The organism is Streptomyces sp. NPDC058579, from assembly GCF_042718575.1.
Classification (GTDB): Bacteria; Actinomycetota; Actinomycetes; order Streptomycetales; family Streptomycetaceae; genus Streptomyces.
Genome location: NZ_JBHXPI010000038.1, coordinates 31732 through 44344 on the forward strand (window position 1 = coordinate 31732; position 12613 = coordinate 44344).

General features: G+C 70.6%; 13 protein-coding genes. 7 read left to right on the plus strand and 6 right to left on the minus strand.

Annotated features, from left to right (window positions below; all coding sequences use genetic code 11):
• Positions 1-114: 114 nt before the first annotated feature.
• Entirely contained in the window at positions 115-1017 is a 903-nt protein-coding gene (galU, locus tag ACFWRO_RS29825) for a UTP--glucose-1-phosphate uridylyltransferase GalU (RefSeq protein WP_384515419.1), read from the minus strand.
• A 116-nt stretch (positions 1018-1133) separates the two neighbouring features.
• Between galU and ACFWRO_RS29830 the strand changes: the two genes are divergently transcribed.
• Positions 1134-1721 (plus strand): 5-formyltetrahydrofolate cyclo-ligase, encoded by a 588-nt coding sequence (locus ACFWRO_RS29830; protein ID WP_384515501.1) that lies wholly within the window; start codon positions 1134-1136, stop codon positions 1719-1721.
• Positions 1722-1724: 3 nt separating this feature from the next.
• Here the strand turns inward: ACFWRO_RS29830 and ACFWRO_RS29835 are convergent, their stop codons facing one another.
• On the minus strand, positions 1725-4493 hold the full coding sequence (locus ACFWRO_RS29835; protein WP_384515422.1) for a penicillin acylase family protein: 2769 nt from the start codon (positions 4491-4493) through the stop codon (positions 1725-1727).
• 224 nt (positions 4494-4717) lie between these two features.
• Here ACFWRO_RS29835 and ACFWRO_RS29840 point away from each other — a divergent pair, with 224 nt between their 5' ends.
• From ACFWRO_RS29840 to mscL, 6 genes are all read left to right on the plus strand, one after another.
• A complete protein-coding gene (locus ACFWRO_RS29840) occupies positions 4718-6283 on the plus strand; it encodes a potassium/proton antiporter (protein ID WP_384515504.1) in 1566 nt (521 codons plus the stop codon).
• Positions 6284-6557: 274 nt separating this feature from the next.
• Positions 6558-7862, plus strand: coding sequence for an MFS transporter (locus tag ACFWRO_RS29845; RefSeq protein WP_384515425.1), 1305 nt, complete (start codon positions 6558-6560; stop codon positions 7860-7862).
• A 68-nt stretch (positions 7863-7930) separates the two neighbouring features.
• Positions 7931-8275 (plus strand): FmdB family zinc ribbon protein, encoded by a 345-nt coding sequence (locus tag ACFWRO_RS29850; RefSeq protein WP_384515428.1) that lies wholly within the window; start codon positions 7931-7933, stop codon positions 8273-8275.
• Positions 8276-8364: 89 nt separating this feature from the next.
• On the plus strand, positions 8365-9225 hold the full coding sequence (locus ACFWRO_RS29855) for an S-methyl-5'-thioadenosine phosphorylase (protein ID WP_384515430.1): 861 nt from the start codon (positions 8365-8367) through the stop codon (positions 9223-9225).
• 155 nt (positions 9226-9380) lie between these two features.
• The gene (locus ACFWRO_RS29860; RefSeq protein WP_384515433.1) at positions 9381-9926 is read left to right on the plus strand and encodes a hypothetical protein; all 546 of its coding nucleotides are present in this window, start codon (positions 9381-9383) and stop codon (positions 9924-9926) included.
• A gap of 123 nt (positions 9927-10049) precedes the next feature.
• Positions 10050-10577 (plus strand): large conductance mechanosensitive channel protein MscL, encoded by a 528-nt coding sequence (gene mscL, locus ACFWRO_RS29865; protein ID WP_384515435.1) that lies wholly within the window; start codon positions 10050-10052, stop codon positions 10575-10577.
• Positions 10578-10596: 19 nt separating this feature from the next.
• On the opposite strand, the gene ACFWRO_RS29870 is transcribed toward mscL, so the two are convergent.
• Genes ACFWRO_RS29870 through ACFWRO_RS29885 form a run of 4 tightly spaced genes read right to left on the minus strand, consistent with a single transcriptional unit; the run spans position 10597 to position 12608 of the window.
• Positions 10597-10818: a hypothetical protein gene (locus tag ACFWRO_RS29870; RefSeq protein ID WP_384515437.1), complete on the minus strand. Its 222-nt coding sequence runs from the start codon at positions 10816-10818 to the stop codon at positions 10597-10599.
• A 43-nt stretch (positions 10819-10861) separates the two neighbouring features.
• On the minus strand, positions 10862-11359 hold the full coding sequence (locus tag ACFWRO_RS29875; RefSeq protein WP_384515440.1) for a hypothetical protein: 498 nt from the start codon (positions 11357-11359) through the stop codon (positions 10862-10864).
• Complete coding sequence (locus ACFWRO_RS29880; RefSeq protein ID WP_384515443.1) at positions 11356-12012, minus strand: ubiquinol-cytochrome c reductase iron-sulfur subunit; 657 nt, start codon at positions 12010-12012, stop codon at positions 11356-11358. The genes ACFWRO_RS29875 and ACFWRO_RS29880 overlap by 4 nt, the downstream gene beginning before the upstream one ends.
• On the minus strand, positions 12009-12608 hold the full coding sequence (locus tag ACFWRO_RS29885) for a 4Fe-4S dicluster domain-containing protein (RefSeq protein ID WP_384515446.1): 600 nt from the start codon (positions 12606-12608) through the stop codon (positions 12009-12011). Before ACFWRO_RS29885 ends, ACFWRO_RS29880 begins: the two co-directional genes overlap by 4 nt.
• Positions 12609-12613: the final 5 nt, after the last annotated feature.

Below are 12613 nucleotides of genomic sequence, written 5' to 3' on the forward strand. Positions count from 1 at the left end.
CAGGGATCGCCGGAACCCTCGGACGCGTCGCCGACGGACGCCTCCTGGGACGACGCCTCCGCCTTGTCCTCCGCCGGGTCGCCTGGCACCGGTGCCGTGCTGCTGCTCAAGGTGCTACATCTCCTCGCTGACGTACTTGCGGAGCCAGGTCCGGAAGTCCGGTCCCAGGTCTTCACGTTCGCACGCCAGTCTGACAATGGCACGCAGATAGTCCCCGCGGTCACCGGTGTCATAGCGCCGGCCCTTGAAGACCACACCATGGACCGGGCCGCCGATCTTTTCGTCCTTGGCGAGTTTCTGCAGGGCGTCGGTCAGCTGGATCTCGTTGCCGCGGCCCGGCTCGGTCTCCCGCAGTATCCCGAAGATGGCCGGATCCAGTACATAACGGCCGATGATCGCGTAGTTGCTCGGCGCCTCGTCCACGTCCGGCTTCTCGACCAGGTCCGTCACCTTCACGACGTCGGAGTCGACCGTCGCCTCGACCGCCGCGCAGCCGTAGAGGTGGATCTGCGAGGGCTCGACCTCCATGAGCGCGATCACGCTGCCACCCTCGCGCTCCTGGATGTCCACCATCCGCGAGAGCAGCGGGTCGCGCGGGTCGATCAGGTCGTCGCCGAGCAGTACGGCGAAGGGCTGGTCGCCGACGTGCGGGGCCGCGCAGAGCACGGCGTGGCCGAGGCCGCGCGGGGCGCCCTGACGCACGTAGTGCATGGTGGCCAGGTCGCTGGACTCCTGCACCTTGGAGAGGCGTTCCTCGTCGCCCTTGCGGGCCAGCGCCTCCTCCAGTTCGTAGTTCCGGTCGAAGTGGTCCTCGAGGGGACGCTTGTTCCGACCGGTGATCATGAGGACGTCGGAGAGTCCGGCCGCGACGGCCTCCTCGACGACGTACTGGATCGCGGGCTTGTCGACGACCGGCAGCATTTCCTTGGGGGTGGCCTTGGTGGCCGGGAGGAACCGCGTGCCGAGACCGGCGGCCGGGATGACAGCCTTGCTGATCCTGGGAGGCGACTGAGTCATGCGGAGCACCATAGCCGCTCGGTATGAGAGGAAGATGGGGCTCCGATTAACTTCCTGTGCATAAAGACAGTTACGAGAGGTTAGTGAAGCCACGCGATGTCCCGGTGACGGCCGACATGACCGAAAAGGCCGCCTTGCGCCGCCAACTCCTCGCCGCCCGCGCCCAGCTGACCAGCCATGATGTCGAATCGGCCGCCGAGCTGCTCGCGCGGGGTGCGCGGGAGCTCTCCGAGCTGGCCGAGGCCTCGACCGTGGCCGCCTACGTGTCGGTGGGCCGCGAACCGGGCACGCGCGCGTTGCTGGACGTTCTGCGCGCCCGGGGCGTCCGCGTCCTGCTCCCCGTACTGCTGCCCGACAACGACCTCGACTGGGCGGAGTACGAGGGGTCCGAGGGCCTGGCGAAGGCCGGCCGGGGGCTCCTGGAGCCGACCGGTCCGCGACTCGGCCCCGAGGCCGTGTGCGCGGCGGACGTGGTCCTGCTGCCCGGCCTCGCGGTCGACGCGCGCGGGATGCGGCTCGGGCGGGGCGGCGGCTCGTACGACCGGGTCCTCGCCCGGCTCGCCCGGGCGGGCGCGGACCCGGCGCTCGTCGTCCTCCTGCACGCGAACGAGGTGGTCGCCCGGGTCCCGGAGGAACCGCACGACCACCCCGTGCACGCGGTGGTGACCCCGGAGGGGGTCGTCCGCTTCAGCCCGTCCCCTTAGCCCCTACGGCTTCAGGAGCAGCGTGTCCTTCGTCGAGGCGTCGACCGCCGCCTTGCCGAAGGGCCAGTCGAGCAGCTCGCCCTTGACCCACTTGTCGGTCTGGTCGGTGTAGTTGTCGTGGTACGCGTGGCCCGAGGCACCCGACAGGTTTATCCAGCGGGACCGGTCCCAGTCGCCGACGTTCACGACCATGCGCATCGACGGGACCCAGACGACTCCGTAGCCGCCGGCCGCGTTCCAGCCGGTCGCGTTGACGGCCGCCTCGCCGCCGCCCAGGTTCCACGGGCCGCGGTTCAGCAGGGACTGGACGAAGCCCGGTCCGGCCGTGCCGAGGGTCTGGTTCTGCAGGGTCAGCTGGTGCAGCCGGCCCCAGCTCCAGGTGGAGACGTCCTTGCCGAGCTTGGCGGTCAGCTCCCAGCGGGCGTCCTCCATGGCGCGGGCGAGCAGCTGGTCACGGGTCTCGGTGGCCTGGTCCATGCGGTTGGCCTCGGTCTTCCACCACTCGCTGTTCTCCTGCTTGAGCAGCGGGCGGACCACCTCGTACCAGCGGTCGCCGCCGTCCGGCTGCGCCGTGTCCCCGTCGCGCTCGCCGCACTCCCGTACGCGCTTGTTCTGCTCGTCGACCGGGAGACCGGTCAGGTCCGCCGGGCGGACGCTGATGCAGTCGTCCTCGGCCCGCAGCTCCTTCGGCAGCTTGTCGCCGAAGGCGAGCTTGAGGACGTTGCGCCAGACCGCGTTGAAGTACGCGGCGGCGGCCGAGTCGGGCTCCTGGGTGTAGTCCCAGCCTTCGAGCAGCTTCTGCGCCTCGCGGACGTACGGGTCCGAGATGTCGATCTTCAGGAGGAGCGGGTTGAGCAGGGTCGCGATCTCGCTGCGGTTGTCCATCTGCATGGTCCGCATGTCGTCGGGCGAGATCTTCCCGCCGTCCTTGATCTTCGACTCGACGAGGTCGTTGATCCGCTGGCTGCGCGAGCCGTAGCCCCAGTCCTCCGTAAGGAGGTAGGGGTACTTCTTCTTGTCGACGACGGCCTGGTTGGCGGTGACGATGTAGCCGCGGTCGGGGTTCAGCTCGTACGGCAGCTCGTCGTACGGGATGTAGCCCTTCCACTTGTACCGGGAGTCCCAGCCGGGCGCCGGTACGGTTCCGTCGCCCTTGGCGCGCACCGGGATCTTGCCGGGCGCCTGGTAGCCGATGTTCTCGGCGTCGGCGTAGATCAGGTTCTGGGAGGGGACCTCGAAGTTCTTGGCCGCGGCGCGGAAGTCCTTGAAGTTCTTGGCGCGGTTGAGCTGGAAGATCGCGTCCATGGACTTGCCGGGCTGCAGGGCGGTCCACTGGAGGGAGACGGCGTAGCCGTTGCCCCGGTCGGGGGCCGCGTTGCCGACGGGGGCCTTCTGGCCGACCTTCTCAAGTTCGGAGGAGCGGTCGGAGACCAGGGGGCCATGCTCGGTCGAACGGATCGTGATCTTCCGGTCGCCGCCGCCTGCGACCTTGATGACCTCGTCGCGGACCGTGAACGGCTTGACCTTGCCGTCCACCACATAGCCCGTGTCCGAGACCTTCTCCAGGTACAGGTCGGTGACGTCGGCGCCCAGGTTGGTGAGGCCCCAGGCGACGGTGTCGTTGTGGCCGATGATCACGCCGGGGGTGCCGGAGAAGGTGTAGCCCGAGACGTCGTAGCGGCAGGTGGCCGAGACGGAGCGGCAGTGCAGGCCCATCTGGTACCAGAGGGACGGCAGCATCGGGGCGAGGTGCGGGTCGTTCGCGAGCAGCGGCTTGCCGGAGGTCGTGTACTGGCCGGAGACGACCCACGAGTTCGAGCCGATGCCGTTGCCGTTCGGGCCGAGCAGGGCCGGGATCTCGTCGAGGGCCTCGGAGAGCGCGCCCAGCTGGGACTGCACGCCCCCGAGCGCGCTGCCGGAACCGGAGCCGGTACCGGTACCAGTGCCCGTGCCGGTACCAGTCCCCGTACCGTCGCCCTCGTCGTCGTTCTTCGACGCGTCGGCCTTCGGGTCGAACTTGCCCGACTCCTTGTCGACCGCGCCGGACGGGACGATCGGCTGGTGCAGGTCGGTCGGGTATCCCGGGTAGAGCTGCTTGATCTGCGCCGCGCTCAGCCGGCTCGTCATCAGGGAGCGGTCGATCTCGTCCTGCATGTTGCCGCGCAGGTCCCAGGCCATCGCCTTGAGCCAGGCCACCGAGTCGACCGGCGTCCAGGGCTCGATCGTATAGTCACCCGTGAAGGCGAGCGCCGCGTACTCGACGGAGATGTCGGACGCGTCCCGGCCCTTGAGATAGGCGTTGACACCCTCGGCATATGCCTGGAGGTTCTTCTTCGTCTCCGCCGACAGGACCTTGTCGTACTCCTGCTGCGCGACCTGGCGCCAGCCCAGCGTCCGCAGGAAGGCGTCGGTGTCGACCTGGCTCTTGCCGAACATCTCCGAGAGGCGGCCCGCCGTCATGTGACGGCGCACGTCCATCTCGTAGAAGCGGTCCTGCGCCTGGACGTAGCCCTGGGCGCGGAAGAGGTCGGCCTCGGTGTCGGCGTAGATCTGCGGCACCCCGTAGGCGTCGCGCTTCACCTCGACCTCGCCGGACAGGCTGTCGAGCCGGAGCTCGCCCGTCGTCTGCGGGAACGAGGCGCGGACGGTGCTGACGCCCCAGTACCCGCCGAAGCCGACGCCCGCGACCAGTGCGAGGGCCAGGACGAGGACGATCAGGCGGGCACGCCGCCCCTTCTTCTTGGCGGGGGGCGCGGTCGTGTTGGAGGGCATCGCTGTCCTTCGAGGGGCAGGGTGGTCCTGGAGTACGGGAGCAACCTTAGGCGCAGCGTCCGGACGGCCCGGACGCGGTGTCCCATGGAGGCCGCCCAAGATCGCACTGGCGATCGAGGAGAAGCAAGGAGCGCGTCAAGGAAACGTTAAAGATTAGGTAAGGTAACGAAGTACCGGCTGCTGGAGGAACGATCCGGCCGCACGTGAGGGGAAGGAACGGGTCACTGTCTGTCCACGAGCTCAATGAACTCCTGCTCATCTGCTCACTCGTGCTGCTCATCGCCGTCGCGGCGGTGCGGATCTCGTCCCGGAGCGGGCTCCCCAGCCTGCTCCTGTACCTGGGGATCGGGATCGCGATAGGGCAGGACGGCATCGGCAACGTCGAGTTCGACAACGCCGAGCTGACGCAGGTGATCGGCTATGCCGCACTGGTGGTGATCCTGGCCGAGGGTGGCCTGGGCACCAAGTGGAAGGAGATCAAACCCGCGTTGCCCGCGGCGGTCGTGCTGTCGACCGTCGGCGTCGCGGTGAGCGTGGGCATCACGGCGGCCGCCGCCCACTACCTGGTCGGCCTGGACTGGCAGCAGGCCCTGATCATCGGCGCGGTCGTCTCCTCGACGGACGCCGCCGCCGTCTTCTCCGTCCTGCGCAAGGTCCCGCTGCCCTCCCGGGTGACCGGTGTCCTGGAGGCCGAGTCCGGCTTCAACGACGCCCCGGTCGTCATCCTCGTCGTCGCCTTCTCGACGGTCGGCCCGATCGACAGCTGGTACGTCCTCGTCGGCACCATCGCCATGGAGCTGGCCATCGGCGCCGCCGTCGGCCTCGGGGTCGGCTTCCTCGGCTCCTTCGGGCTCCGGCACGTCGCCCTGCCCGCCTCCGGCCTCTACCCGATCGCCGTCATGGCCATCGCGGTCACCGCGTACGCGGCGGGCGCCCTGGCCCACGGCTCCGGCTTCCTCGCCGTCTACCTGGCCGCGATGGTCCTCGGCAACGCCAAGCTGCCGCACGCCCCGGCCAACCGCGGCTTCGCCGAGGGGCTCGGCTGGATCGCCCAGATCGGCATGTTCGTCCTGCTCGGCCTGCTGGTGACCCCGTCCAAGCTGGGCGACGACTTCTGGCCGGCGGTGATCATCGGCCTGGTCCTGACGGTGGTGGCGCGGCCCATGGAGGTCTGGGTCAGCCTGCTGCCCTTCCGTATCCCCTGGCAGGAACAGGCCCTGATGTCCTGGGCCGGCCTGCGCGGAGCCGTCCCCATCATTCTGGCCACGATCCCGATGGTCTCCGGGATCGAGGGCAGCGAACGCGTCTTCAACATCGTCTTCGTGCTCGTCGTCGTCTACACCCTCGTCCAGGGCCCGACCCTGCCCTGGCTGGCGAAGGCGCTCCGGCTCGGCGACTCCTCCGGCGCGGCTGACCTCGGCGTCGAGTCGGCCCCTCTTGAGCGGCTGCGCGGGCACCTGCTGTCCGTCGCCATCCCGGAGGGCTCGAAGATGCACGGCGTGGAGGTCGCGGAGCTGCGGCTGCCGCCGGGAGCGGCGGTCACCCTCGTCGTACGGGAGGAGAAGAGCTTCGTACCGGGTCCGGCGACCGTGCTGCGGCGCGGGGACGAGCTCCTGGTCGTCGCCACCGACCCCGTACGGGACGCCACCGAGCGGCGGCTGCGGGCCGTCGGACAGGGCGGAAAGCTGGCCGGCTGGCTGGGAACGGGCGGCTCTACGGCGGTCACCCAGCCCAAGGGACCGCACTCGCACTGGCCGAATCTGCCCTTCACCAAGCGAACGTCCGGTTAATCACAGGCATAGATTCGTCAAGAAGGGCGCTTTCCCAGGCGGGGAGACGCCCTTCCCTGTAGCATGAAGGCACACTAGATCGAACCAACTCTGCCTGACGCAGAGCTGGCGCGACCGTATGGCGGCCGAGACGCCCTCCGCAGGGGCTTGGTATCTACCGCAGTTCCGCGCAAGAGGACAGCTCTCGGCTACGCCCGCACCACCGTGCAGGGGCGCGCTACCAGGCGGCAGAAAGGCAAGGACCGTGGTGTCCACGGTCACTTCTGACACGCCTGTGAAGGCTCTGGGCGAGCCCCGCAAGGGCAAGGGTGGGAAGCCCCCCAAGGCCCGCAAGCGTGCCGGATACGGGCAGCTGCTCCGGACGCCCGGCGCGCTGTCGTTCCTGATCCCCGGGTTCGCCGCCCGGCAGCCGTTCGCGATGCTGACGATCGGCATCGTCCTGCTCGTCCAGCACACCACCGGCTCGTACGGCAGTGCCGGTGCCGTCGCCGCCGCCACCGGCGTCTCGATGGCGCTCTTCGCCCCGCAGAGCGGCAAGCTCGCCGACCGCTTCGGCCAGCGCGCCGTCCTGGTCCCCGGCGTGCTCATCCACTCCGCCGCCGTCTCCCTGCTCGTCGTCCTCGCGCTCACGGGCGCCCCGATGTGGGCCCTGTTCCTCGCGGCCGTACCGGCCGGCGCCTCCGTCCCGCAGATCGGGCCGATGGTCCGCGCCCGCTGGGCGGCGAAGCTGGAGAACTCCCCGCTGATGCCGACGGCCGCGGCCTTCGAGTCCGTCACGGACGAGTTCACCTTCGTCGTCGGCCCGGTCCTCGCCACCGCGCTCTCCACCGGCGTGCACCCCGCGGCCGGTCTGATCGCCGAGGCGGCCCTGACGCTCTTCGGCGGCCTGTTCTTCGCCGCCCAGCGGCGCACCCAGCCGGTCCACGGCCTGGTCGCGGCGGCCTCCGGCAAGGCGCGCGCCTCCGCGCTCTCCATCCCCGGCGTCCGCGTCCTGGCCATCGCCTTCCTGGGCATCGGCTCGGTCTTCGGCGGCATGCAGGTCTCGCTGACCGCGTTCAGCGAGGAGATCGGCAACCCCGGCGCCAACGGCCTGCTGTACGGCACGTTCGCCGCGGGCAACATGCTCGCGGGCATCGCGTGCGGCGCCATCGCCTGGAAGATCGGCCCGCGCAAGCGCCTGATCCTGGGCTACGCCGGACTGACCGTGGCCGCCTCGCTGCTCTGGTCCGCCCACTCCGTGCTGGTGCTCGGCGCCCTCGGCCTGGTCGTGGGTCTGTGCATCGCCCCCGCCCTGATCACCGGGTACACCATCGTCGAGACCCTGGTCCCGGCCTCCTCCCGGACCGAGGCCTTCACCTGGCTGACCGGCGCCGTGGCGCTGGGCCAGGCGGGCGCCGTGACGGTCGCGGGACGGCTCGCCGACGAGCACGGCGCGAGCACCGGATTCCTGGTGCCGCTGGTGGGCACGGCGCTCGCGCTCGCCACGCTCCTCGCACTGCGCTCGCACCTGAGCCCCCGGGCTCCGGGGCGCGTGGCGGCGCGTGGTATCGGTCACCGAGTGCCGGTGACGGTGGACTGATCCGGCGGAATACGTCACTATGGATCGTCGTTAGCACTCGATGAGTGTGAGTGCCAGGAGGAAGACAAGTGCCGACCTACCAGTACCAGTGCACCGAGTGCGGCGAGGGCCTCGAGGCGGTGCAGAAGTTCACCGATGACGCGCTGACGGAGTGCCCGAGCTGCAAGGGACGCCTGAAGAAGGTGTTCTCGGCGGTCGGCATCGTCTTCAAGGGTTCCGGCTTCTACCGGAACGACAGCCGCGGCTCGTCGAGTTCCAGCGCCCCCGCGTCGAAGTCCTCCACGGCTTCTTCCACGTCCTCGTCGTCTTCGTCGTCCTCCTCGGACGCGAAGCCGGCCGCCTCGTCGAGCTCGTCCTCGACGTCCAGCTCTTCGAGCACGTCGAGCTCGTCGAGCTCCAGCTCGGCAGCCTGATCCAGGCGCCCGACCGACGTTCTTACGGAAGCCCTACCGCTGTGCGCGGTAGGGCTTCCGGCGTTTCTCCGGCCGTTAATCTGACCGCCATGGCGACCAAGGCGACGCACGCGTACGCGGACATCGGTGTTATCGGCGGATCGGGGTTCTACTCCTTCCTGGAGGACGTGACGGAGGTGTCCGTGGACACCCCGTACGGCAGCCCCAGCGACGTGCTCCTCCTGGGCGAGGTCGCGGGGCGGAGGGTCGCCTTCCTGCCCCGGCACGGCCGGGGCCACACCGTGCCGCCGCACCGGATCAACTACCGCGCCAACCTGTGGGCGCTGCGCTCGGTGGGCGTACGGCAGGTCCTCGGGCCGTGCGCCGTGGGCGGGCTGCGCGAGGAGTACGGGCCAGGGACCCTCGTCGTACCGGACCAGCTGGTCGACCGTACGAAGACGCGCGTGCAGACGTACTTCGACGGGGAGCCGCTGCCGGAGGCCTGGGGCGGGGCCGTGCCGAACGTCGTGCACACCACCTTCGCCGACCCGTACTGCCCGGACGGCCGGCGGGTGGCGATGAAGGCGGCCCGGGGGAAGGGCTGGGACGCGGTGGACGGCGGCACCATGGTCGTCGTCGAGGGGCCGCGCTTCTCCACGCGCGCGGAGTCGCGCTGGCACGCGGCGGCCGGCTGGTCGGTGGTCGGGATGACCGGGCACCCCGAGGCGATCCTCGCCCGCGAACTGGGGCTCTGCTACACCTCGCTCGCGCTCGTCACCGACCTGGACGCGGGCACGGAGACGGGCGAGGGCGTCTCGCACACCGAGGTCATGCGGGTCTTCCGCGCGAACCTCGGGCGGCTGCGGGAGGTCCTCTTCGACGCGGTGGGCGCGCTGCCGGACACGGCGGACCGGGACTGCCTGTGCACCCGGGCGCACGACGGCTGGGACCTGGGGATCGAGCTGCCGTGACTGCAGCTGTGGACCGCCCTGTGAATCCCCCTGAGGAGTGAGGGAGTTGTCCACAGGCGGCGGTTGATCCACAGGCTGGAGCGGGATTTCCGGCGGGGCGGGATGGTGGGAGCGGTTCGGTTCTCCGACTCGACTCCCGACAGGCGGTGTCCACGATGACGACCTCTCACGCTCTCCCTCCTTCCTGCCACGACCACTCCCCCGTTCCCGCGCCGCTCGGCGTCCCGCCGTTCGAGCCGCTGCGGGTACGGAGCGGGCGCCAGCGGTGGCGACGGGTGCTGCGGCGCAGGGGGCGGGCACCGGCCGCGATCCTGGTGATGAGCGCGGCCGCCCTGGCGGTGGCGGCCGGGGGCAAGGTCTCCGCGGGCCCGCCGCCCCCGGCCGCGGCGGTGACGTCGGAGCAGCGCCGGGCGCCCGTGGTGCGGCTGGTGTCGGCGCCGGTGCGGATCGCCGACGCGGAGACCGTGCGGCTGTTGAGGCCCGGGGACCGGGTGGACGTGATCGCCGCGCCCAACTCGCCGATGGGCGAGGCCGGTGAGGCGCGCGTGGTCGCTACGGGCGCCCGAGTGGCCGAAGTTCCGCGCTCGGGCGAGACTCGTTCGGACGGAGGGGCCTTGATCGTCCTCTCCGTGCCACGGTCGACGGCGACGGCTCTGGCCGGTGCGGGTGTCACGGGTCAACTGGCGGTGACACTGTGCTGATTCGCACGGACTGTCTGTCAAGTCACCGTCCCGTGTGTACGGATTGGACGGCTCTGCGCTGTTCGCGGCGTAATGGCTGCGCTAACCGCACACGTAACTGCACACGCGACGAAAGGCATCCGGGTGAGCCCGAAGAACGAAAGCGTGATGGCAGGCTTCAAGGCCTTCCTCACACGCGGCAATGTGATCGACCTGGCTGTGGCGGTCGTGATCGGTGCCGCGTTCACCAACATCGTGAACTCGGTGGTGAAGGGCATCATCAACCCGGTGGTCGGAGCCTTCGGCACGAAGAACCTGGAGAGCTACAAGAGCTGCATCAAGGACTCGTGCCAGGTGGTGAACGGGGAGGTGCAGGGCATCGAGCTCCAGTGGGGCCTGGTGCTCAGCGCCGTCCTCAGCTTCCTGATCACGGCCGCCGTCGTGTACTTCCTGATGGTGCTGCCCATGGCGAAGTACCTGGCCAGGCGGGCCGCGCACGACAAGGCGAAGGAAGGCGTCCAGGAGACGATGGAGATCAGCGAGCTGGAGGTCCTCAAGGAGATCCGCGACGCGCTCGTCACCCAGCGCGGCCCGAGCTCGGGCGCCGGCACGGGGGGTACCGGTACGGGGGGTACGGGTACGGGCGGTACGGGGTCGCACCCCACCCCCTAGCCGGCGACTCGCACCGGCGTCAGAGGTGGTGCGGCGGCTTCTCTTCGAGGAACCGCGCGAGATCGGCGGAGCTGTCGCCGCCGCCGGGAGGCCGCTCGCCCCACCCGCGGTCCGTATCGTCCGCGGACTGCTGGTCCAGTGGATCGTCGAAGATCAGCTTCGGCTTCGTGGTGTTCTCGGGGGTTGACTGGTTGCCGGGCTGCTTCGCGTCTCGCGGACCGTGGGCGGGGGCGGTGCTCATACCTCCAGGGTACGCCGGGTATTCGGCCGTGGACCCGCTCCGATCAGCGGTCTTTCGGGTCGAGCAGCCAGAGACCGAGCACGACGAGGAAGGACAGGACGAGGAAGCCGGCCCCCCACCAGGCCGTGCCGGTGTCGCCCGCCATCCACTCGTCGACCACGATCGTCAGCCCCCACAGCTGACCGATGACGACCGTGAGGGCCAGGGCCAGGCGCGCGCTCAGTTTCGAGGAGCGCTCGGGCTCCTGCTCCGTACCGGCGCCGGGGCCCGGTCCTGTGTGACGGACCCGGGGGTCGCCGTAGCCGCTGGTGGGGCGGATCTGCGGGTAGCGCTCCTGGACGGGGCGGTTGAGGCGGGGCTGCGCGCTCCCGGGGGTGTAGGCGGGGCGCGGCGGATACGCGGCGCCGCCGCCGGGGCCTTCGGCGGACCCGCCGCCCGGGCCTTCGGCGGGACCCGCGCCGGGCCCTCCGCCGGGGGTGCCCGGGGTGCGCGGGGACGGGTCGGGGACCTCCGGGTCTCGGGGGAAGGGGGTGTCGCTCATGTGCGCTCGCTCCTCGTGGCCGCTCCCCCTGCCGAGACCCCCGGACAGCCGAGGCGCTCGGCAAGGCCGGGCCGCTCCTCGCCGAGCTGGCGGCACAGACCTTCCTGGACGCTCTCGCCGGAGCGGGTCGTGCCGACGGCCCAGATACTGCCGTCGACCTCCTCCACCAGGAGCACCTTGGGCAGCGCCCGGGGTGGCGGGCCGGCCGTCACCGCTCCCGTACGGGCGTCGAAGATCCCCTCGTGGCAGGGGCAGTACAGCTCGCCCTCGCTGCCCCGGTCCTTGCGCCACAGGACCGCGCAGGCGAGGTGGGTGCAGACGGCCGAGTAGCCGGCGAGGGTGCCGTCCTCCATGCGGATGGCGACCGCCCGGTCCGCCTCCTCGGGGTAGCGGAAGGCGAGGGACTCGCCGGGCAGCAGCTGGTCGGCGATCTTCCTCACCTCGGGTGCGCCCTCGGAGTCGCCGTGGCGGTGCAGGATGCCGGAGGCGACGCCGATGCCGCCGAGGGCCAGGCCGCCGGAGACGGTGGCCACGATCCGCAGGTAGTCGCGCCGGGTGGTGAGCGAGTCGGCGGCGATGCGGTCGTGCAGCGCCTCCTGGGCGGCGTCGGTCCCGCCGGGACCCTCGGCCGGCGGCTGCTCGGTGACGCTCATCGGACATCCACCCCGTTGATCTCCACGACGGGCAGGCCGCCGGGAACCGGCCATTGGACCTTGTCGGCGGGGACGACCATCGCCACTCCGGTGGAGACGGTGGTCGTGCCGAAGGTGAAGGAGTCGGCGACCTGGACGCCGGGCCGCTCGGCCTGGAGCTCTTCGAGCGTCCCGTAGAAGAGGGCGCCGGTGGGGCAGACGGTCGCGCACATGGGGGCGAGACCGTAGGCGGTGCGGTCGTAGCAGAGGTTGCACTTCATCTGCAGCTTCGCCTGGAGGTCGATCTTCGGGACGCCGAAGGGGCAGGCGTTGACGCAGTTGGCGCAGCCGATGCAGCGGGTGGTGTCGGCCTGCTGCACCACGCCGTCGGCGGTGACGAGGATGGCGTCGGCGGGGCAGACCTCGGCGCAGGGGGCGACCGGGTCCTCGCAGTGCATGCAGACCGTGGGGAGGGAGGCGACGGAGTGCCCCTCGTCGGGGTAGTCGAGGTGGATCATCGACTTGCCGCGGTGCGAGTCGCACTCGCGGCAGGCCGAGACGCACGCCTGGCAGCCGATGCAGCGCCCGGGGTCGATGAAGATCGTGCGGCCCATCATGAGCG

Excerpts from the sequence above, each read along its gene's own strand:
- galU (WP_384515419.1), bottom strand. The coding sequence starts at position 1,017 with ATGACTCAGTCGCCTCCCAGGATCAGCAAGGCTGTCATCCCGGCCGCC.
- ACFWRO_RS29830 (WP_384515501.1), top strand. The coding sequence starts at position 1,134 with ATGACCGAAAAGGCCGCCTTGCGCCGCCAACTCCTCGCCGCCCGCGCC.
- ACFWRO_RS29835 (WP_384515422.1), bottom strand. The coding sequence starts at position 4,493 with ATGCCCTCCAACACGACCGCGCCCCCCGCCAAGAAGAAGGGGCGGCGT.
- ACFWRO_RS29855 (WP_384515430.1), top strand. The coding sequence starts at position 8,365 with ATGGCGACCAAGGCGACGCACGCGTACGCGGACATCGGTGTTATCGGC.
- ACFWRO_RS29860 (WP_384515433.1), top strand. The coding sequence starts at position 9,381 with ATGACGACCTCTCACGCTCTCCCTCCTTCCTGCCACGACCACTCCCCC.
- ACFWRO_RS29870 (WP_384515437.1), bottom strand. The coding sequence starts at position 10,818 with ATGAGCACCGCCCCCGCCCACGGTCCGCGAGACGCGAAGCAGCCCGGC.
- ACFWRO_RS29875 (WP_384515440.1), bottom strand. The coding sequence starts at position 11,359 with ATGAGCGACACCCCCTTCCCCCGAGACCCGGAGGTCCCCGACCCGTCC.
- ACFWRO_RS29880 (WP_384515443.1), bottom strand. The coding sequence starts at position 12,012 with ATGAGCGTCACCGAGCAGCCGCCGGCCGAGGGTCCCGGCGGGACCGAC.
- ACFWRO_RS29885 (WP_384515446.1), bottom strand. The coding sequence starts at position 12,608 with ATGATGGGCCGCACGATCTTCATCGACCCCGGGCGCTGCATCGGCTGC.